Genomic DNA, 22,082 nt, shown 5'->3' on the forward strand with positions numbered 1-22,082 from the left:
CAGGACAGGTGTGTCGGTAGGGCGAGGGTGGCCAGGGGCGCTCGGGGGCGGCCCGTCCCCACGCTCGTGGTGACGGGGCGGCAGGCGAGCGCTGATCAGCCCTTGAGACCGCTGGCCATCGCGCCGCGAACGAAGTAGCGCTGGGCGAGCAGGAACAACAGCAGCATGGGCAGGAGCGACATCAGCGCGGCGGCGGTGACGAGCTGGTCGTTGCCCATGAACTGGCCCTGCAGGCTCATCACCCCGATGGGCAGGGTGTAGTTCTCCGGCGAGGTGAGGTAGATCGTGGGCTCGAGCACGGCGCCCCAGGACGCCATGAAGGTGAATACGCCGAGTGTCGCGAGTGCCGGCTTGGCGAGCGGCATGTGGACCCGCCAGAACACCTGCCACGGGTTGGCTCCGTCGAGCGCCGCCGCCTCCTCGAAGTCGCGGGGGATCGAGAGGAACGTCTGGCGCATCAGGAAGATCCCGAACGGCGTCGCCAGCCAGTACGGCACCACCAGCGGCAGCATGGTGTCGAGCCAACCGAGGTGCTTGTACAGGATGAAGTTGGGAATGATCGTCACGACGGTGGGCAGCATCAGGGTGCCGAGCGCCGCGGCGAGCAGCACGTCCTTGCCCGGCAGTTTCATCCGGGCCAGCGCGTGGCCCACCATCGCGCTGGTGACCACGTTGCCGACCACGGAAAGGCTCGCGATGAGGAAGCTGTTCCAGGCGTACAGGCCGAAGGGGGCGCGTTCCCACAACTGCGTGTAGTTGGACCACTCGGGCGGGTGCGGGAGCCAGACCGGCGGCACCGCGACGTACTGCGCGAAGCTCTTCAGCGAGTTGGCCACGGAGGCGACGAACGGAACGACCATGATCGCCGCACCGAGGCCGACGAACAGGTACGCGGCCGGGTGTCCACGTCGGTCCTGGCGGCGCCGGACCCGGCCGCGCCGACCGGTCTCAGGCATAGTGCACCCACTTCTTCTGCAGGCGGAGCTGGACCAGCGTCAGGAGGAAGATCAGCGCGAACAGCACCCACGCGACTGCCGACGCGTAGCCCATGTTGAAGAACTCGAAGCCCTGCTGGTACATGAAGAGCACCGTCATCTCGCTCGCCCCGTTCGGCTGGCCGGCCGGTTGGCCCCGCATCGGTCCGGTCATCACGTAGACCTGCTCGAAGGCCTGCAGGGTGGTGATCGTCGAAAGGACCAGGACGAGGAACGTCGTCCCCGATATCCCGGGGAGGGTGACGCGGCGGAACCGTTGCCAGGCCGACGCGCCGTCGATCTTGGCGGCCTCGTACAGCTCCTCCGGGATGTTCTGCAGCCCGGCGAGGAAGAGCACCATCATGTAGCCGACGCCCTTCCAGACCGCGACCAGGGCGAGCGTCGGGATGACGAGCACCGGACTCTGCAGCCAGGTCGCCTGGGGCAGGCCGAGCCACCCCAGTACGGTGTTGGCCATCCCGAACTGCGGGTTGAAGACCGCGTCGGCGACGTACGCCACGACGACCCACGACGAGATGACCGGCACGAAGTACGCACTGCGCAGTAGCGAGATCCATCGCAGGCGTTGGTTCAGCGCGACCGCGAGCAGCAGCGCGAGGATCGTCTGGGTGGGTACGAACAGCACCGCGAAGTAGGCGGTGTTGAGCAGGCTCCGCCAGAACGCCTCGTCACCGAGCAGGCGGCGGAAGTTGTCCAGCCCGACCCACCTCGGTGGGGAGAGCGTGTCGTAGTCGGTAAGGCTGAAGTAGAGCAGGGCGAGTACGGGCCACGCGGTCAGCACCACCAGGTGTGCCAGGTACGGGAAGGCGAACACGGTCGCCCACGCCCGCTGACCGAAGCCCGGCCGTTCATCCCCGGTTCTCCTTCCGTCCCGGGGGGAGGGGCGACGCCCCTGTTCCACCCGGTCCTCGATGGTCGTCACAGCGCCACCTCCTCCCTCCGTCTGGCGGGGCTGACTCACTTCTTCGCGTAGAAACGGTCGATGATCTGCTGCGCATCCCGTTGCGCCTCGGTCAGCGCGTCACCGACGGGCCGCTCCTTGGCGAGCGCCCGGTCGACCTGGTTCGCCACGGCCGTGGTGTACTCGGTCCACACCGGGTTGAGGCCGAGGTCGTCGGCGTCGGCGAGGGCGTCGAGGAATGCCTGCCGGTCGGCCGGTGGGGTACCCGGCTTCAGGAACACGTCGGACGCGGCCACCTTCTTGTTGATCGGGATCGCCTCGCCGATCCCGGCCCAGGTGGTCTGTGGTTTCTCCGAGGCAAAGTAGGTAATCCATTTCCAGGCGGCCTCGGCCTTCCGCTGGTTCGCGGCCTTGTTGATCACCCAGGAGTTCGCGATCGCCACGTGGCCGCGGCCCGCCGGGCCCTTCGGCATCGGTGCCACGCCGAGGTCGATCTTCGCCGCGTTCGCCGGGATGGTGCGGGCGTAGATGCCGAACTGCATCGCCACCCGGTTGCTGGCGAACATCGTGTGCGGGCTGCCCAGCGCCTTGGTCGTGACCACGTCGGGGCCGGCCTTCTCGGTGTACATCGCGTTCAGCATCCAGTCCAGCGCCGCGCGGCTCTGCGGGCTGTCGACGACGACCTTCCGCCCCCCGTCGGCGACGACGTCCCCACCGAACGCCTTGACCATCGGCCACCAACTCTCGGTGAAGCCGGGCGAGTAGACGCGCATCCCCCACACGTCGGGCTTGCCGTCACCGTTGGTGTCCCGGGTCAGCTTCTTCGCGGCCGCGGTGAGGTCGTCGTACGTCCAGTCTCCGGTCGGCTCGGCGACGCCCGCGTCGGCGAACATCTTCTTGTTGTAGAAGAGCACCGGGGTCTGCGCGCCCTGCGGGAAGCCGTAGATGTGGCCGTCGGAGTCGCGGTTGAGGTCCACGCCGTAGTAGTCGTCGGTGTTGACGGTCTTCACGAAGTCGCTGAGGTCACGCAGGCTGTTGCGGCCGGCGTACTCCTGCACCAGCACCCCGTCGGAAAGCCACACGTCAGGACCCTTGCCGCCGGCGAGTTGGGTGCGCAGCCGCTTGAAGAAGTCCGTGTACGGCGCCGATTCCAGCTCCAGCTTGATGCCGGAGTTCGCCTTCATGAACTCGTCGGCGAGCGAGCGCATCGTCTTGTCGGCCGGACCGCCCGCTTCCGCGTAGTAGCCCATCCTGATGGTCACCCGGCCGCCGCCTTCCTCGTCGCTCGCGCCGCAGCCGATCATTGTCGCGGCGAGCGCCGCGACGCCTGCCAGGGCGACGAGACGCCGGCCTGGCGAGAAGCGTTGCATCCTCATCGTGGATCTCCTTGTGTTGGTCGCCCGGCGGGCAGCGGTCTCGGGTCACCGCCTCGACGGTGCGCCTGGCCCTCGGCCGGTCACGGACTACCGGTCGCGGGCGGCGCCGCACGAGGCCCGGATCGCCAGGCGTGGTTGCAGTTGGGTCTGGTGCACGGGGGCCGAGGCGCCCTGCTCGATGCGTCGCAGCAGGACCTCGGCGGCGAGCCTGCCCACCTCGGTCTTCGGAGGAGAGATGGCGGTGAGCGGCACCTCGCCGAGGTCGGCGACCTCGTCGTCGTAGGCGATCACCGCCATCCGGTCCGGCACGGTCAGCCCGAGCCGGCGCGCGTGGGGCAGCAGTCCCGCGGCGTCCCGGTCGCCGAGGCAGAACACCGCGGTGATCTCGTTGTCCCGGCAGATCTGTGCATACGCCGCGAGCTGGTCGGACGTCCATTCCTCACGTCGGACCGCGGCCGCCGGGAGATGAGGCAGGCCGAAGTCTGCGACCGCGCGGTCGAAGCCCTCCGCCACCATGTCGGCGGTCGCGGTCCGGATCCGGCCGAGGTGGCCGATCCGCTTGTGCCCCAGCTCGACGAAGTGCCGTACCGCGGCGTAGCCCCCGCCGAGATGGTTGGTGCAGACGTACGGCGTCGCGTCGTCCGGCGCGGGAGCCGGTGGCCGCCGTTCCACGAGCACGTACGGGACCGGTAGCCGGTGCAGTTGGTCGACGTACTGCTGGGGCTTCTCGATCAGGTGCAGGTTGGGCACGAGCAGCAGGCCGTCGACGTCTGCGGCGAGCAGTTGGTTGATCTGCTGCGCCTCCAGATCCGGGTCGTACTCGGAGCTGGAAAGGATGATCCGGACGCCGGCGCTGGTCATCACCCGCTCGATGCCCTCGATCACCCGTGGGTAGAAGTACGAGGTGGACGGTACGAGCACCCCGACGAAGCGGGCGCTACGCCCGACCTGCGCTGGTATCGCCACCACGTAGGTGCCGGAGCCCTGGCGACGACGTACCAGCCCCTCGTCCACCAGCAGGTTGATCGCGCGGCGGACCGTGTTGATCCCCACCTCGTGGGTGTGGGCGAACTCCTGCTCGGTGGGCAGGCGTGCGTCGACCGACCACCGACCTTCGGCGATCTGTTGCCGAAGGTAGGCCGCCAGGGCTCGGAATTTCGTCCCCTGAGGGAATGAATCCAAACCATCAATGTCGGTCATGGCTGAGGATTCTTGAGCAGCAGACAAACCTCCGTCAATCCCTCCCGGCAAGAATTTTCCCTGCTTGACGCGGCTCGCCGGGCAGGTATGCTCCGGATTGCCATCGACTAGTGGGAATGAATTCATTCCCAAATAGATGCCACGGAAGGTGGGATTCGGCATGCTGGCTCTTGGGCCCGAGCACACCGGGGCACTGAACGGTCTCGTCGTGGAGCGGGTGGAGACCTTTGTGGTCGAACTCCCGACGATCCGTTCGTTCGAGATCGCCGGAGGGACCGTCGCGACCGTCGGGCAGCCCAGCCGGCGGGTGCTGGTGAAGGTGACCGCGGACGGAGTCGTCGGCTGGGGCGAAGCCACCCCGACGCCGTCCTGGACCTACGAAACCACCGAGAGCATCGTCACCACCATCGATCGCTACCTCGCGCCCGCGATCCTCGGCGCACCGGCGTGGAACCTCGACGCGGTCACGGCAACCTTCGACCGGGTCATCAACCGCGGCTTCACGATCGGTGCGCCGATCGCGAAGTCCGCGATCGACATCGCGCTACACGACCTCGTCGGACGGGCGGTCGGCGTCCCGCTCGGAGTGCTCTGGGGGCAACGTCGCGTCGGACGGATCCCACTCGGCTGGATCATCTCCGCCAAGACCCCCGAGGCGGTCGCCGACAGCGTCACGGAGGGCCACGCCCTCGGGTACACGGCCTTCAAAGTCAAGATCGGGCTGGCCGAGATCGACCAGGACCTCGCGTTCGTCGAGGCGGTACGCCGAGCGGCGCCGAAGGCGGCGATCTGGGTGGACGCCAACCAGGCGTACCAGGTCGACCAGGCACTACAGGTGGGCCGCCGGCTCGCCGAACTCGACGTCGCCGCGTTCGAGCAGCCGCTGCCGGCCAACCAGATCACCGGGCTACAACGGCTGCGGGACCACTCCCCCGTGCCGGTCGCGCTCGACGAGAGCCTGCGTCACCCCAGCGACCTCGCCACCTTCGTACGCCTGAACGCGGTCGATGTCGCGATCGCCAAGGTGCAGCGCAGCGGCGGCCTCACCCTGTCCCGGCGGATGTGCGCCCTCGCCGAGGACAGCGGGGTACGCCTGATGGGCTCCGGCCTCACCGACTCCGACCTCGGCTTCGCCGCCTCGCTGCACCTGTTCTCGGCGTTCGGCATCGACACGCCCGTCGACCTCAACGGCCGACAGTTCATCGAGTCCGCCTACGTCGGCGGGCACACGGTCGAGGTACGCGACGGGGAGGCCGCAGTACCCACCGGCCCCGGCCTGGGCGTCGACGTGGACGAAGCCGCAGTACGAGCCCTGGCCGTCGACGTGCTCCGCGCCGATCCGCCGGCCAGACCCCACAGAACTCGTGATGCCGAGTAGGCCCAGGCCGGGTCCGATGTGCGGATCTTTGTGAATAGGCAAACGGTCGGTGGTAGCCGTGTCACCTGCGATCGGTCGTCAGTCAGGTTGACGCGTCAACACGATGGCCCGGCCGTCGACGTTGAGCACGTGCCCGGCGCCGAGGCGGGCCAGGGGCGTTTCCCAGTGCACGTGCCCGCACACGGTCAGGGCCGGCGCCTGGGTGCGCAGATGGGCGCCGATGGCGGGATGGCCGGGCTGGTCGTTGCCCTCACCCTGGGGGCCTTCGTGCAGGACGAGCACGGCGGGATCGGCGGTGAGCGCGGCGCCGATGCGGGCCAGCTGGGTGGGTTCGCTGCGGCGGCCAGACCGGCGCGGGTCGCCGATGATGCTCCCGACGCCGGCGAAGCGCACCCCGCCGTGGTCGATCCAGCCTCCGTCCAGCAGCGCCGCGGCTGGGCCGAGTTCGGCCAGCTGGTCGCTGGCGATGACGTCGTGGTTGCCGGCCACCCCGACGACCAGCCGGCAGCCGACCGCGACCAGCGCCCACCACACGTCGGCGACCTCGCCGGAGGCGCCGCGCCGGTCGGCGTGGGTGGTGGAGTACAGGTCCCCGACGAGGACCACGGCGAGGCGCTCCGACGGTGGGATGAGCCCCTGCTCGGCCCACACCGGCAGATAGTCAGCCAGCGCGACGCCCAGCAGCACGGGCGGGCCGCCCCACGGCGACGGCGCCACGCCTTGCAGATCCCCGGTGACCAGCACCGCGTCGCAGCCGGAGGGTAACGCCTCGACGCCCAGGCGTCCGACCGCTAGCCGGGCCGTCTCGGTGCCGCCGCCGGACCGCGCCCGCTGGTAGGTCACCTCGGTGACCGGTTCGACGCCACGGCCGGTGATGCGCACGCCGACACCGTAGCCGCACCCCGCCACCACAGCGCTGAGTTTTCTGGCGGCAGACGGGGCAGGCTGCATGGGACTCTCCTTGCGCCGGCCCAGCGTCCGCAGCCGTTTCAGCGCCTGCCTGGTGGCGATCCGGATCAGGCACGCGCGCTGGTCCAGCACCATGCCGAGGTCGACGCCCACCACAGCAGCCAGGTCTCCTGCAGGACGTCCTCGGCGTCGACGGCGGAGCCGAGCATCTCGTAGGCGGGAGCGAACAGCAGGTCACGGTGAGCGACGAACGCCTCGATGGCCGCGTCCATGCGACTGCCACGAGCTGTAGCCGTCGGTTGCTCACTTCGTTCGCTCATCGCTGGTTCCTGCCTGTTTCGTTCGCGACCGTGCCGATTCCCATGCGATCCCGGTCCCCGCCGCTTTGTGACACCGACGATCGGTGGGCTACGTCACATAGGTCCCGCTGTCACAAAAAGCGGGCCGCCGGGATCTCTTGCACGTACGACGCAACACCACGAGCAAGGAAGTCCCAGCATGTCCACACCCACGACGACCAACCTCCGGTCGCGCATGCCCAACCCTCTCCCGTTCGGCCCCGAGATGGCGGAAGTCGGCGCAGGCCTGCACAAGGTCTCAAGAACGGTTCGATCCACCCGACGACCATCAGCCTGCTACAGCTGCGCGCCGGGCAGATCCTCGGCACGGCGATGGGGTCGCTCATCATCGCGATCGCCCACATCGGCTTCCTCACCCCCGCCGCTCTCATCGCCGAGCCGATCCCCGGCATGCCGCCCGGCCAGGACTACAGCGGGTAAGAGAGGCACACAGCATGAGCATCACCAGGTTCGCGGTGGCGGGAGCAACCGGGCGGCTGGGCCGCCACGTCGTCGACGTCCTGGTTGAGAGAGGACACCAGGTCGTGCCGATACCAACCCGGCCACGGGCAACGCGTTCACCAAGTTACGAGACGTTCCTTAGCCAAGAACCACTTCCGCACTGTCTAACGCCCGCAGACCGCCGACATCGCGATAACCGCCGCAAGGAGTGCCGAGACAACGACGGTTGCGAAGAACATCACCGATCAACCAGCACATCACAAAGCGCGGAGTGAAGGGAAAGAAATCGGCATGGGAGGCGTACGCCGCGGAATGCACACCTATTTGTTCGCTTTGACCGACGGCGGCGGCACGGTGCCGCCTGAACTCGGCGTCGCCCGCCGGCTGGTCGAACGGGGACACCGGGTGACCGTGCTTGGCGAGGACTCCATGGCCGCCGAGGTCGCTCGCACGGCCGCGGTATTCGTGCCATGGACGGAGGGGCTCAACCGGCGGGACCGCGACCCAGCCAACAACCCGTACAAGGACTGGGAGCTGGGGCCGATCGCCCAGGTACGCGCCATGGCAGACCATCTGGTCGCCGGCCCGGCCGCCGGATACGCCCGCGACCTGCTCGGCGCCGTTGCCGATGAGCGTCCCGATCTGGTACTGACCTCGGTGTTCGCGTTCGGCGCCATGGCTGCCGCCGAGTCGGTGGACCTGCCGTTCGATGTGCTGCTGCCCAACATCTACCCGTTCCCCGCCGACGGCGCGCCTCCGATGGGGATGGGCCTCCGGCCAGCCACGGGACGACTGGGCCGGGCGCGGAACCGGCTGATCGTCGCAGCCAGCGTGCGCACAATGGACCGCTACGTGCTGCCCCGGGTCAACGCCCTGCGCCGGGACCTGGGAGTGACGGAGTTGGAACACGCCCTGGACCAACCCGGCCGCGCCCGGCATCAGCTCCTCATGACCAGCCCGGCGTTCGACTTCCCGGCCGACCTGCCGCCCAACGTGCGGTACGTCGGGCCGGTGCTCGACGACCCGTCCTGGGCCGAGGCCGCAACGGACGGCATCGCGTGGTCACCCCCTCCGGACGCCCCCCTGGTGCTGGTCGCACTGTCATCCACGTTCCAGGATCAGGGCGGAACCCTGCAACGGATCGTGGACGCACTCGCGGACCAGCCCGTACGCGGCCTGGTCACCACGGGCCCCGGACTCGATCCGGCCATCGTGCGGGCCCCAGCAAACGTGACCGTGGTGCGATCGGCACCGCACCAAGCCGTGCTGCCACACGCGGCCCTCGTGGTCACGCACGGCGGACACGGCACGATCGTCAAGTCCCTCACGGCGGGAGTGCCACTGGTAGTGCTGCCGCACGGCCGCGATCAAGCGGACAACGCCGTGCGGGTGACCGAGCGCGGCGCCGGCCTTCGGCTGCCCAGGACGGCACCGCCCAAAAAGATCGCCCGGACGGTTCGACGTGTGCTGGAGGACCCTTCGTACGCACGGGCGGCGGCGGTGCTGGGCGAGGCGATTCGGCGGGACGCCGAGTCCCAGGTGCTCCTCGAGACGCTGGAAAACCTGGCTACGTAGTGCCTCGTCCTTGCCCGTTGATCGTGTGATATCCGGCATGCCGGTCACCCCGACATCCTCGCGGTGCGCGACGTCCGGGTGCTGCGGACTCCGGCCCGGTTCGAGCCGGTCGACGCTGACCCGTTCGAGTCGTGGCTGCTGAGCGGCCTTGAATTCGTCTTCGTGGACGGCACCGCGCTCCAGGTCCACAACGGCCTGAACGAACTCCCCCTCGCTGACGAGGATCCCGCCGCGGATTCCCTGGCGCCGCGAGTGGTCCGGCAGTGCGGTCACCGGTCCCCACCCCGGGCCCGGTGGCGCCTAGACCAACCCGCGTACCGCCCGCACCGCCGCGTCGACCTGCCAGATCGGCAGCTGCGCACCGGTGCCGGTCCAGCCCGTACCGGGTGGGGGCGGTACGGCGGTGGTTGTACCCCGATCGTCGGCTGCACCGCTGGTGGTGCGCGAAGAATCAATCCCTGACCAGACGCTATCGATCTTCGCTTTACCTACCGTGAGGTTCGCTGACGCCCGGCACGGGCGCGGCCAGGAAGTGACTGGGACGTCGCTGGCGGGGAGGCGGGCCGTGGCTCGAACGGACAAGGCTCAGGTTGGATCCAGAGCGGGACTGCTCAGACGGGGGCGAGCCGCTGCCGGTCGTCGGCGCTCCGGTACGGCGGGAATGCTGGCGGTGCTGCTCTGGGGCGGGCTGCTCCCGCTGGTGCCGCCGACCGGCCCGGCAATCGCCGCGCCGACCGCACCGGGAGGCGCGACCGGCGCCGGGCCGAGCACCGAGGCGGTGACCGAAGCCGAGGCGTCGGCGGCGGCGCAGCGGTCCGGGCAGCGGGTGGAGGTGCTCTCCGGCAGGTCCGAAACCTCGGAGGTGTACGCCCTGCCGTCGGGCCGGTTCGAGCTGGTGCAGCACCTCCGGCCGGTACGGGCCCGGCAGCAGGGGCGGTGGACGCCGGTGGACACCACGCTGGTCCGTACCGGGGATGTGCTGAGCCCGGTGTCGTCGACCGTCGGGCTGCGGCTCTCCGCCGGGGGTGCGGGCCCGCTGGTCCGGATGACGCGGGCCGGCCGGGAGCTGGCGCTGAGCTGGCCCGACCGGTTGCCAGTGCCGACGATCGAGCAGGACACCGCGACGTACGCCGAGGTCCTGCCCGGGGTTGACCTGCGGGTACGGGCGCGGGTGGACGGCTTCTCCCACCTGCTGGTGGTCAAGAACGCGGCGGCGGCCCGGCATCCGGCCCTGGCGAAACTGGCCTTCGGCCTGGACGCCCCCGGGCTGGCGGTGCGCGCGGACGCGACCGGCTTCCTCACCGTCACCGACGCGGCCTCCGGCGGCGGCGTGTTCGAAGGGCTGTCCCCGAAGATGTGGGACGCCGGCCCACCCGCCGTGGCGGGCGCGGCCGACGGCCGGGAGGATCCGGCGGCCGGGCCGCCCCCGGGGGCCAGGACGGCCCGGCTGGGCGTGGCGGTCCGGCCGGGGGGTCTGGAGCTGACCCCGGACCAGGCGTTGCTGCGCGGGGCGGAGACCCGGTATCCGGTCTACATCGACCCGGTCTGGAAGACGGTGCAGGCGTCAGCGCGGGCGATGGTTTCCAGCGGCTACCCGACGACGTCCTTCTACGACTTCGACGGCAAGTCGACCGAAGGGGTCGGGCTCTGCGACGTCCAGTACGACGGCGCGTGCGTCAAGGACCAGAAGAAGCGGCTCTTCTACCGGGTGCCGATCAGCGCGGTGGCCGGCAGGTACATCATCTCCACCGAGTTCGTTGCCTACGAGACGCACGCCTACAACTGTTCCAACCCGACGTCGGTCCAGCTCTGGCACATCAGCGGCTTCGCCACCGGCTCGACCTGGAACAGCACGGACGACAACTGGATCAAGCACCTGACCTCGCGGGACGTGGCGTACTGCTCGCGTACCCCGGTCGAGTTCGGCGGCACGGCCCTGCGCGACGTGGTACGCGCGGCGGCCGGGCGGAGTGACTCGACGATCAGCTTCGGGCTGCGGGCGTACTCCGAGTCCACCATGGACTGGTGGAAGCGCTTCGCGGACGACGCGTTCATGCGGATCGAGTACAACACCCCGCCCCCGCAGACGCCGATGTCGAAGCTGTCGATGAGCCCCGGCGGCCCCTGCGTCGGCAGCAGCGCGGCCCCTCGGGTGAACCAGCGACCCACCTTCTACGCGATCCTCACCGACCCGGACTCGGGTAGCGCGGCGAAGCTGTACGCGCAGGTGGAGGTCAGGCAGTCGGGCACCCTGCTCTGGACCTCGGCCCTGACCGGCCCGAAGACCACCGGCTCGACCTTCCAGATCCTCGCACCGTCCACCCTGCCGCAGAACGTGCTGCTGGCCTGGCACGTGCGGACCTGGGACGGCTACCAGTGGAGCCCGTGGAGTTCGTCCGGCGCGCCGACCGGCTGCTACTTCTACTACGACACCACCGCCCCGGCGGCACCGGTGATCTCCTCCACCGCGTACCCGAGGTCGGATCCGGAGAACCCGGACGACCCGTGGTACGACGGGGTCGGCCGCTACGGCACCTTCACCCTCTCCACCAGCAACACCGACGTGAACCGCTACTGGGTGGGGCTGAACACCACGCCCACGGCGGCCGGGGAGTACCGGCCCGCCACCAACGGTGGCCCGGTGACCGTGCCGATCGTGCCGGACCAGGCCGGGGTGAACTTCCTCTACGTCAAGGTCCTGGACACCGCCGGCAACGTCAGCGCCTCGGCGACCTACCTGTTCCGGGTCAGTGCCGGACGGGCACCGAAGGCGTACTGGCATCTCGACGAGCCGGCCGGATCCACCACCCTGACCGCCGGCACCCGCCCGGGCGAGCCGGCGGTCACCGCGCAGACGTACGGTGGGGTCACCCTCGGCGCGGACGGCCAGGACCGCACCGCGCTGCGCGGTGACGGCTCGACCGGTTACGCCGAGACCTCGGGGACGGTCGTCGACACCAGCGCCAGCTACGCGGTGGCGACCTGGGTCAAGCTGGACCACACCAACACCTTCGCCACCGCGGTCAGCCAGGACGGCACCGTGGTCAGTGGTTTCTACCTGCAATACGTCCAGGACAACAACCGCTGGTCGTTCAGCCTCACCAACGCGGACGCCGTGCAGGGCGGGGTACGCGCCCTCTCCGCCGCGGCACCGACGACCGGTGAGTGGACGCACCTGGTGGGGGTCTACGACTCGGTCGCCAGGAAGGCGCGGCTCTATGTCAACGGGGTACTCAACGACGAGAAACCCTTCACCGTCACCTGGAACGCCACCGGCCCGATGGGGATCGGCCGGGCCCGGCACAACGGCGCCAAGGTGGACTTCTTCCCCGGGGCGATCGACGACGTGCGGGTCTTCGACCGGATCGTCACCGCCAACGAGGTCGACGACCTGTTCCGGCAGCATCCGGTGCTGACCGGCCGCTGGAAGCTGAACAGCGACGGGACCGACGGGTCGGGCCTGAACCGCACCCTGGCCCTGGCCGACAACGCCCGGATCGACCAGGCGGCCGGCTGGCTGGGTGAACCGCCGGGTGGCCTGGTGCTCGACGGCGTAGGGGACTACGCGGCCACCACCGGCCCGGTGGTCGGCACGCACCAGAGCTTCACCGTGGCCGGCTGGGTGACCAGCCCCACCGCACCGACCCGCCGGGCGGCAGTCTTCTCCCAGGCGGGGACGACCAACAGCGGTTTCACCCTGCGGTACGCCCCGGACGCGGTCAACGGCACCGGCGGCTGGCAGGTCGAGATGCCGGACTCCGACGCGGCCGGTGCCACCATGCAGACCGCCGGCCACTCGGCGTACCAGTGGCAACTGCCCTGGGACCACCTGGCGATCGTCTACGACGCCTTCGCCGACGTGCTGCATCTCTACGTCAACGGTCAGCTCCAGCAGACCGAGGCCAATGTCTCCACCCGGCTCTACACGCTGGGCTTCAACGCGACCGGCCCGCTCCAGCTCGGCCGGGCCAAGACCGGCGGGGTCTGGGGTGAGTACTGGGCCGGCGTCATCGATGACGTCTGGGCCTTCTCCGGCGCGCTGAGCCCGGAACAGGTGCAGATGCTCGCCGGCCACACCGAGCTGCCCTCCGACTCCCCCTTCTAGTCCGGTCGCTTCCGCCGGTTCCCGGGTCTCTGGGGGTGCCCGGGAACCGGCGGTTCCCCACGCTGTTCATTCACCCTCGCTACGGAGGTTGCTGTGCAGAGACACCGGGTCTGGCTGGCCGCAGCGGTCGCCAGCATCCTGATCGTGGGGCTGTTACATGCCCCGCCGGCGCAGGCCGCACCATCGGCTGGCGCCGGCCGCCCACAGGTCACCGAGGCGGACCGTCCGGTGCGGGGCGAACCGATCGCGGTCCGTTCCCGTGAACCGGATCCGGCGACCCGCCGGCCGGCACCACCGGCGCCGGTCTGGCCGGCGGCGGGCGAGACGCCGGCCGTACGGGCCGACGGGGCGGCCCGGGTCCGGGTGCTCGACCGGGCCGCCGCGCGCCGGGCCGGGGTGGCCGGGCTCCTCTTCACCGTCGAGGCGGCCGGCGCCGCCACGGTACGGGTGGACTACTCCGGCTTCGCCGGGGCGTACGGCGGCTCGTACGGCTCGCGGCTGCGGCTGGTCCAGTTGCCGGGGTGCGCGGTGACCACGCCCGAGCTGCCGCAGTGCCGTACCGGCACCCCGCTGGCCGGGCGGCACGACCGGGCCGCCCGTACCCTGACCGGGCAGACCACGGCGGGGGTGACGGTGCTGGCCGCGGTGGCCGGCGCGGCCAGCGACCGGGGCGATTTCACGGCCACCTCGCTGATGCCTTCGGCGACCTGGCAGGCGGGCGGCAACTCCGGTGCCTTCTCCTGGTCGTACCCGCTGCGGGTGCCGCCGGTGCCGGGTGACCTGGTGCCGAACCTGACCATCGGCTACTCGTCGGGCACGATCGACGGGCGGGCCTCGAACACCAACAACCAGCCCTCCTGGGTGGGCGAGGGGTTCGACCTCTGGCCCGGCTACATCGAGCGCAGCTACAAGTCGTGCGCCGACGATGGCGCACCGACCGTCAACGGGGTGAAGCCGGGCGATCTGTGCTGGGCGTACGACAACGCGACGGTGACCTGGAACGGCCGGGGCGGGGAACTCGTCAAGGCCGGCGACGGCACCTGGCGGCTGAAGAACGACGACGGCACCCGGTTCGAGAAGGTCATTCCGGCGGAGGCGGTCAACGGCGACGACGACGGGGAGTACTGGAAGGCCACCACCACCGACGGCACCCAGTACTTCTTCGGGCGGCACCGGCTGCCCGGCTGGTCCACCGGCCGGGCGCAGACCAACTCGGCCTGGACGGTGCCGGTCTTCGGTAACAACGACGGCGAGCCGTGCCACGACCCGGGCGGCTTCGCCGGATCGTCGTGCCAGCAGGCCTGGCGGTGGAATCTCGACTACGTCGTCGATCCGCACGGCAACGCGGTCACCTACCACTACACCACCGAGACCAACCGGTACGGGCGCAACGTCAGCCTCAGCACCGACAGCGCGTACGACCGGGGCGGGGTGCTCAACCGGATCGAGTACGGCCTGCGCGCCGACAACCTCTTCGCCAGCCCACCGGCGAAGGTGCTCTTCCAGACCGCGGAACGCTGCGTTCCCGACGCCACCTTCGACTGCGCGGCCTCGAAGATCTCCGACAGCCCGGACCGCTGGCCGGACGTGCCGTGGGACCAGAACTGCACCGCCGACTGCACGAAGAAGGGGCTGATCTCGCCGACGTTCTGGTCGCGGTACCGGCTCACCGGCGTCACCACCCAGATCCGGCAGGCCAGCGGCGCCTACCGGGATGTCGACTCGTGGGCGTTGACGCACGCCTGGGGCGACGCGGACATCGACCGGGCGCTGCTGTTGCAGTCGATCCAGCAGACCGGCAAGGCGGGCAGCCCGGCGGTGACCCTGCCGAAAATCACCTTCAACCATGTGCAGCTGAAGAACCGCCTGGACCGGACCGGCGACGACATCCCGCCGTTCATCAAGTACCGTCTCGGCGCGATCTTCGACGAGTACGGCGGCCAGCTCGACATCAAATACTCCGAAGTCGACTGTTCGCTAGACGCTCTGCCGGTGCCGGAAACCAACACCCGGCGCTGTTTCCCCATCTGGTGGCAGCCAGCCGGCCAGGACGCGCCGATCCGCGACTGGTTCCACAAGTACGTCGTGACCCAGGTGATCCGCGCCGATCGGACGGCCCGGGCCCCGGACATGGTGACCAGCTACGACTATGTCGGCGGCGCGGCCTGGCACTTCGACGACGACGACGGGCTCACCCGGAACAAGCAGAAGACCTGGTCCCAGTGGCGCGGCTACGGCGAGGTGCGGGTCACCACCGGCGGCATCAACCAGCCGCTGACCCGCGACGACTACCGGTACCTGCGCGGCATGGACGGGGACCGGCTGAACACGTCCGGCGGCACGAAGAGCGTCACCGTGTCCGACGGTGAGGGGGGCACCCACACCGACCATCCGGCGCTGGCCGGCTTCGAACTGAAACACACCACCTACACCGCGCCGGACGGGGTCGTCCACGACAAGACGGTGAACACCCCGTGGCGTCAGCAGACGGCCATCCGGTCCCGTTCCTGGGGGACGACCACCGCCAACCTGACCGGCGTCGGCACCACCCGGACCTGGACGGCGCTGGACGGCGGTGCCTGGCGGCAGACCCGGGTCGACACCACCTACGACCCGGTCACCGCGGTGACCACCCAGGTCGACGACCAGGGCGACACCGGTACCACCGCCGACGACCGGTGCACCCGCACCACGTACGCGGTCAACGCCACCGCCTGGCTGCGTGCCCTGCCGTCCCGGGTGGAGACCGTGGCGAAGCGCTGCGCCAGCACCCCGGACCGGGCCACCGACGTGATCTCCGATGTCCGCACCTACTACGACGGCGGGGCGCTCGGCGCCGCGCCGGTGCGGGGCGACGCCACCCGGGTGGAGGAGATCGCCGCCCACGACGGGACCACCGCCCGCTACGTGCCGACCGCGTTGCTCAGCTACGACGCGTACGGCCGCCCGACGACCGTGCTGGACGCCGGCGACAAGACCACCACCAGGGTGTACGCCGAAACGGCCGGGTTGACCACCCGGGTGACCACGACCGGCCCGCGGGTACGGGCCGACGATGCGGCCAGCGCGCACGTCATGGTCGAGGAGCGGGACCCGGCCTGGGGGGTGGCCACCGGGCAGGTCGCGAACCCGGACCCGATCGCGCCGAACGCCCGGCGGACCGTGCTGGCGTACGACGCGCTCGGCCGACTGTCCAAGGTCTGGCGCCCGGGTCGGGAGGGCGCGACCGTCCCCGACCTGGAACACAGCTACCAGGTCGCCGAGGGGCAGATCGTGGCGATCACCACCCGGAGCCTCACCGCCAACGGTGGGCAGCGGGTCAGCCAGCAGCTTCTCGACGGCCTGCTGCGGGGCCGGCAGACCCAGACCGAGGGCCCGGGCGGCGGCCGGCTGATCACCGACATGTTCTACGACAGCCGGGGCAACGTCGCCCGCACGTACGACACCTACTACGCGACCGGAGCCCCGAGCGGCAGCCTGTTCGGTGTCGCGGTCCCCGGTGACGTCGAGTCGCAGACCAGCTACAGCTACGACGGGCTGAACCGGAAGACCATCGAGCGGTTCCTCGTCGGCAACAACGACACCCAGGAGAAGTGGCGTACGGTCACCAGCTACGGCGGTGACTGGGTGGCGGTCGACCCGCCGGTGGGGGGCACCCCGACCCGGACGATCATGGACGCCCGGGGCCGGACCACCGAGCTGCGCCAGTACCACGGTGACGCGCCGACCGGCACGTACACCGCGACCCGTTACACCTACACTCCGAGCGACCATGTGGCCACCCGCACCGACGCGGGCGGCAACGTCTGGTCGAACAGCTACGACCTGCGGGGGCGGCTGACCAGGAGCGTGGACCCGGACCGGGGTACCACCACCTCCAGCTACGACGACCTGGGGCGGTTGACCTCGACGACGAACGCGCGAGGGCAGAAACTGGTCCACCGGTACGATCCGCTGGGCCGCCGGACCGAGACCAGGGAGGGGTCCGACACGGGACCGCTGCGGGCCAGCTGGACGTACGACACGCCCCGCCGGGGTCTGCTGACCGAGGCGACCCGCTACACCGGCGGGCAGGCGTACACCACCCGGATCGACGCGTACGACCACCAAGACCGGCCGGTACGGGTCACCGTCGTGGTCCCGGCCAGCGAGGGACCGCTCGCCGGCAGCTACACCTTCACCACCGCCTACAACCCGGACGGCACCGTCCAGTCCGACGGGTTCCCGGCGGCCGGTGGCCTCTCCGCGGAGACCGTGACGCGCGGCTACGACGGGTTGGCCCGGCCCACCACGCTCACCAGTAACCTCGGCAGCTACCTCACCGGCACCGCCTACTCCGCCACCGGCAGCCCGTTGCAGTACGAGCTGACCGCCGGCGGGAAGAAGGTCTGGCAGACCTTCGCGTGGGAGTACGGCACCGGCCGGTTGGCCAGCTCCCGCACCGAGCGGGAGGGCATCAGCGGGGTGGACCGGAACGCCTCCTACACCTACAACCCGGCGGGGGTCGTCACCGCCCTGTCGGACGTGTCCCGCTCCGGCACCGACACCCAGTGTTTCGTCCACGACCACCTGCAACGCCTGACCGAGGCGTGGAGCCAGCCGACGACCGGCTGCGCGTCGGCGCCGTCCGGCACGGTGGTGGGCGGGCCGGCGCCGTACTGGCACAGCTACCAGTACGACGCCACCGGCAACCGGACCCGGGAGGTGCTGCACGGCATCGCCGGCCAGGCCGACACCGAACGCACGTACCAGGTTCCCGGCACCGCCCAGGGGCACCGGCTGGCCGGGGTCACCCAGACCGGCGGCGCGGGGGACCGCACCGACAGCTTCGGCTACGACGCCACCGGCAACCTGACCACCCGTACGGTGGGTGCGGAGACCGAGCGCCTCGCCTGGGACGCCGAGGGCGCGCTGACCTCGATCACCGAGGGCGACTCGCTCACCTCGTTCGTGTACGGGGCCGGGGGCGAGCGGCTGATCCGTCGGGACGATGCCGGGCACACCCTGTACCTGCCCGGCATGGAGCTGCACGTACCGGCCGGCGCCACGGTCGCCAACGGGACCCGGTACTACTCGCATCAGGACCAGCCGGTCGCGATGCGGACAATCACCGGGGTGCGCTTCCTCACCGCCGACCATCAGGGCACCGCGCAGCTCACCATCGACGCGGCCAGCCAGGCGCTCACCCAGCGGCGGTTCACACCGTTCGGTGCCGAGCGGGGCGCACCGACGGCCTGGCCGAACGGGCGGGGCTTCGTGGGTGGGGTCGAGGACCCCGGCACCGAGCTGATCCGGCTGGGCGCCCGCGAGTACGACCCGGCCACCGGCCGGTTCGTGTCGGTCGATCCGCTGCTGGTCGACGATCCGCAGCAGCTCGACGGCTACAGCTACGCCCGGAGCAGTCCGGTCACCAACAGCGACCCGTCCGGTCTCGCTTCCTGTGGCGGCGGTGGGGACCGGTGGGAGTTGGCCTCGTACGGCGGCAGCAGCAGGTGCGACGACAACTTCAAGGATTTCTTCCCCCGACCGGGCCGTGGCGGCGGAGGCGGCGGTGGCGGGGGCTGGACCGGTGGCGGCGGGGGCGGCGGCGGTTGGTCCGGTGGCGGGGGCGGCGGGGGCTACCGTTCCCCCCGGCCCAAGCCACCGCCGATCGGCCCGGTCCGGGTCTGCGAGGGCTGGTGCGCCATCAAGGACAAGATCGGCGACCAGCGCGAGGTCCCGCCGCCGACCGACCACCCCGGCGGCATCACCTGCTACTACCAGGCAACCCCGCAGTCGGGCTGCGCCGCCGGCCCGAGCACGGGCGCGGTCGGTTTCCCCGGCAAGGACATGCTCGACGACTTCGTGAGCTGCGCCAAGAGGTTCCTCCACTGCCTCAAACGGGTCGGCAAGGGCATGTTGAAGACCTGCAAGAAGAACGGATTCGCGTGCCTCCTGATCGCGGAGGAACTGCTCGCACCGCTAATCGTCGGTGGGGCGTTCATGGTCGTCATTGTCACCCCCTTCTGCCTGGCTTCGGTCTTCTGCGGGGTGGCGGTAGCCGTCGGCGTCCTGGTGGGCGTGATCATCGGGGCCATCGTCGCCTGGGGGATCGGCAGATACTTCTACGACAAGGGCGGTAACACCGACAAACCATCACACCCCGACAGCTGACGCGGTGTACGGCAGGGTGAGGGCGACCTCGAACCCACCTTCGGGTCGGGGGCCGGCGGTCACCGTACCTCCGTAGATCCTCGCCCGTTCGGCCATGCCCCGCAGTCCATGTCCCGGTGCGGCGTCCCCGGTTCCCGAGGGGGCGCCGCACCCGTCGTCGGTGACCCGGATCTCGAACCGGTCGGGCCGGTACGCCAGGGCCACGGTGACCGACGCGGAACCGGCGTGCTTGAGCACATTGGTCAACGACTCCTGGACGACCCGGTAGGCGCAGAGATCGGGACCAGACGGCAGCGGCCGTCGCGTCCCGGTGGTCACCACCTCGACCGGTACGCCAGCGACCCGGATCCGGTCGATCAGCTCGTCGAGCCGGGCCATTCCCGGGGGTGACGGATCCACCTCCTCCGGGCCGCCGGCCCGGGTGCCGACGGCCGCGGCTGCGGGCGCCCCAGTTCCGGGGGGTCGGGTTCCGGGCGCCCCGGCGCCGGGCATCTCGGCGCCGGGTTCGACCCTGAGCAGGCCGAGCATGCGGCGCAGCTCCCGGCGGGCCTCCCGGCTGTTGTCGGCGATGACGTCCAGCGCGCTGCGGGCGCTGGCCGGATCGTCGTTGAGCACGTAACTCGCCAGCCCGGCATGGACCGAGATCACCGAGGTGTGATGGGCGATCACGTCGTGCAGCTCCCGGGCGATCCGGACCCGTTCCTCGACCACCGCCCGCCGGGCCCGCTCGGCCTGCTCCCAGCGCAACTGTTCGGTCATCCGGGCCAACCGCAGGTTACGGTCGGTCAGTTTGCGGGCGTTGTCGCCGAACTTGACGATGACCCCGGTGACCACGACGGCCTGCGCGGTAACGCTCAGTAGTGAAATGGGATCCCACCCCCCGCCGGAGGTGTGCATGGTCAACAGGCCCGCGTAGAGCCAGATCGCCGAGATGGCGGCGGCCGAGCGCACCGCCGATCGGAGCGACCGCAGGGCGGCCACCGTGTACAGGGCCACCAGGCAGCCGTACGGGTTCAGCGCGGGCCAGTAGCCGGCGGTGATGAACGCCGACCAGGCGACCAGGCAGCAGACCAGTACGGTGACCGGCGCCTGCCGGCGGTACATGGTGGGCAGGCTCGCCAGGGAGACCAGCACGGCCCCGCCAAGGTCGAGTGGACGCCACTGGGCGTGGTACTCGATGCCGAGCAGGAGCGCCACGCCGGTCTGGGCCAGGGCGAGCACGATGTCGGGCAGGGGCGGTGGGTTTACGCCGGTGAGCCGGCCCAGCGAAAGGGTGGCAGGCACCGGGGCAGCCTATCGATGGGAGCCGCGCCGAACTGTCGGCCACCGGTCGAGCCGGTACGACCCCTCCCCGGTTGCCACCGGCCGAGCCGGTACGAACCCGCTCAGGCTGGACCTCCGGCCTGTGGGGTGACCAGGCCAGTCTCGTAGGCGAGCACGACGGCCTGTGCCCGGCTGGCCAGGTTGAGCTTTGCCATGGTCCGGTTGAGGTGGGTCTTCACCGTGGCCTCGGCGATCACCAGCCGGCCGGCGATGTCGCTATTGGAGAGTCCCTTACCGACCAGGCGCAGGATGTCCCGCTCCCGGGCGGTGAGCGCGTCGAGTCGCGGTGGGACGGGCGCCTCGACAGCCTGGTCACCGGTGTACGCCTCGATGAGGCGCCGGACAACGCTGGGGGCGAAGAGCATGTCGCCGGCCGCGACCGTGGAAATCGCACCGATGAGCCGATCCGGGGGAGTGTCCTTCAGCAGGAAGCCGCTGGCTCCGGCGCGCAGCGCGGCGTAGACGTACTCGTCCAGGTCGAACGTGGTCAGCACCAGGATGCGCGGCCGACCGACGGCGGCTGCGTCGGTGCCGGTGCCGGTGCCGGTGTTGAGGATCCTGCGGGTGGCGGTGATGCCGTCGGCGCCGGGCATCCGGATGTCCATCAGGATCACGTCGGGTCTGGTGGCGGCGGCCAGTTCGACCGCCTCCGCGCCGTCGGCGGCTTCCCCCACCACCTCGACGCCGGGAGCGGCGCGCAGCAGCGCGGAGAGACCGGCCCGGATCAGGACCTCGTCGTCGACGATCAATACTCTGATGTTGCTTCCGTCGGTGGACATCCGCTCGTCTGCTCCCCCGTGCCGCTGGCTGTGGCCTACCGCAACGGTTGTACACCAGCCGAGCCGGCCGATCTGCCACGCCGGCCACCGCGGGTGACGACGAACCCGGTCGGATGTGGCCATGAACGAGCTCTGGTACGAACGCCAGGTGGCCTACTTCGAGGACCTGAGCGCCTACAGCTACAGCGACGTCGACGTCATCGAGATGGACTGGGGATGGCTTCGGTTCCAGCCCGGATACGACCGGATCAACGTCGGATGGCTCGATGCCTCGCACGCGTTCGAGGAAGGGCCCACCCCGAACTGGTTCGCCGACGCGCTACTCGACATCATCGCGGCACCGCCTATCAACATGATGCGCGGATTACGTTCGACTGAGCCGCAGGCGCGCGCGGCGTCACGCTCATCGCACAAGATCCGGACGAGCGTGCAGACCCAAGGAATCGGTACGGCCGTCGTAAGCCACGCTCTACTCACGATAGAACCGGCTTAGTACTCCAACGTCACTTGCCTTCGGCGTTGGGCGTGGCGTGGGCATGAGGACGGCCACCGCGTTGATCATCGATGGTTTGTGAGGACAACCGAAGA

The 22,082-nt window shown here is 70.2% G+C and carries 13 protein-coding genes; 5 read left to right on the top strand and 8 right to left on the bottom strand.

All coding sequences use genetic code 11. The annotated features are described in order from the left end of the window. Positions 1 to 95 precede the first annotated feature (95 nt). The 4 genes from ACGF5G_RS29745 to ACGF5G_RS29760 form a co-directional block, all read right to left on the bottom strand. The gene (locus ACGF5G_RS29745; RefSeq protein WP_393268803.1) at positions 96 to 956 is read right to left on the bottom strand and encodes a carbohydrate ABC transporter permease; all 861 of its coding nucleotides are present in this window, start codon (positions 954 to 956) and stop codon (positions 96 to 98) included. Then, a complete protein-coding gene (locus ACGF5G_RS29750) occupies positions 949 to 1,917 on the bottom strand; it encodes a sugar ABC transporter permease (RefSeq protein ID WP_350705220.1) in 969 nt (322 codons plus the stop codon). Before ACGF5G_RS29750 ends, ACGF5G_RS29745 begins: the two co-directional genes overlap by 8 nt. A gap of 35 nt (positions 1,918 to 1,952) precedes the next feature. Then, positions 1,953 to 3,272 (bottom strand): ABC transporter substrate-binding protein, encoded by a 1,320-nt coding sequence (locus ACGF5G_RS29755; protein ID WP_393268805.1) that lies wholly within the window; start codon positions 3,270 to 3,272, stop codon positions 1,953 to 1,955. 87 nt (positions 3,273 to 3,359) lie between these two features. Continuing rightward, entirely contained in the window at positions 3,360 to 4,472 is a 1,113-nt protein-coding gene (locus ACGF5G_RS29760) for a substrate-binding domain-containing protein (protein ID WP_393268806.1), read from the bottom strand. 160 nt (positions 4,473 to 4,632) lie between these two features. Between ACGF5G_RS29760 and ACGF5G_RS29765 the strand changes: the two genes are divergently transcribed. Next, positions 4,633 to 5,850 (top strand): mandelate racemase/muconate lactonizing enzyme family protein, encoded by a 1,218-nt coding sequence (locus tag ACGF5G_RS29765; protein ID WP_393268807.1) that lies wholly within the window; start codon positions 4,633 to 4,635, stop codon positions 5,848 to 5,850. A 78-nt stretch (positions 5,851 to 5,928) separates the two neighbouring features. On the opposite strand, the gene ACGF5G_RS29770 is transcribed toward ACGF5G_RS29765, so the two are convergent. Continuing rightward, complete coding sequence (locus tag ACGF5G_RS29770) at positions 5,929 to 6,732, bottom strand: metallophosphoesterase (RefSeq protein WP_393268809.1); 804 nt, start codon at positions 6,730 to 6,732, stop codon at positions 5,929 to 5,931. 134 nt (positions 6,733 to 6,866) lie between these two features. Continuing rightward, positions 6,867 to 7,031, bottom strand: coding sequence for a sigma factor (locus tag ACGF5G_RS29775; RefSeq protein WP_393268811.1), 165 nt, complete (start codon positions 7,029 to 7,031; stop codon positions 6,867 to 6,869). 861 nt (positions 7,032 to 7,892) lie between these two features. Here ACGF5G_RS29775 and ACGF5G_RS29780 point away from each other — a divergent pair. From ACGF5G_RS29780 to ACGF5G_RS29790, 3 genes are all read left to right on the top strand, one after another. Continuing rightward, a complete protein-coding gene (locus tag ACGF5G_RS29780; RefSeq protein WP_393268813.1) occupies positions 7,893 to 9,134 on the top strand; it encodes a glycosyltransferase in 1,242 nt (413 codons plus the stop codon). A 661-nt stretch (positions 9,135 to 9,795) separates the two neighbouring features. After that, complete coding sequence (locus ACGF5G_RS29785) at positions 9,796 to 13,239, top strand: LamG-like jellyroll fold domain-containing protein (protein ID WP_393268816.1); 3,444 nt, start codon at positions 9,796 to 9,798, stop codon at positions 13,237 to 13,239. A 93-nt stretch (positions 13,240 to 13,332) separates the two neighbouring features. Then, a complete protein-coding gene (locus ACGF5G_RS29790) occupies positions 13,333 to 19,392 on the top strand; it encodes an RHS repeat domain-containing protein (RefSeq protein ID WP_393268817.1) in 6,060 nt (2,019 codons plus the stop codon). Here ACGF5G_RS29790 and ACGF5G_RS29795 read toward each other — a convergent pair. Both ACGF5G_RS29795 and ACGF5G_RS29800 read right to left on the bottom strand, forming a co-directional pair. Further along, positions 19,375 to 20,676, bottom strand: a complete 1,302-nt coding sequence (locus ACGF5G_RS29795) for a sensor histidine kinase (RefSeq protein ID WP_393268819.1) — start codon at positions 20,674 to 20,676, stop codon at positions 19,375 to 19,377. The genes ACGF5G_RS29790 and ACGF5G_RS29795 overlap by 18 nt on opposite strands. A 101-nt stretch (positions 20,677 to 20,777) precedes the next feature. Continuing rightward, positions 20,778 to 21,494, bottom strand: a complete 717-nt coding sequence (locus tag ACGF5G_RS29800) for a response regulator (protein ID WP_393268821.1) — start codon at positions 21,492 to 21,494, stop codon at positions 20,778 to 20,780. A 121-nt stretch (positions 21,495 to 21,615) separates the two neighbouring features. Between ACGF5G_RS29800 and ACGF5G_RS29805 the strand changes: the two genes are divergently transcribed. After that, on the top strand, positions 21,616 to 21,987 hold the full coding sequence (locus ACGF5G_RS29805) for a hypothetical protein (protein WP_393268823.1): 372 nt from the start codon (positions 21,616 to 21,618) through the stop codon (positions 21,985 to 21,987). Positions 21,988 to 22,082: the final 95 nt, after the last annotated feature.

This window comes from Micromonospora sp. NPDC047730, assembly GCF_043204765.1.
Classification (GTDB): domain Bacteria; phylum Actinomycetota; class Actinomycetes; order Mycobacteriales; family Micromonosporaceae; genus Micromonospora.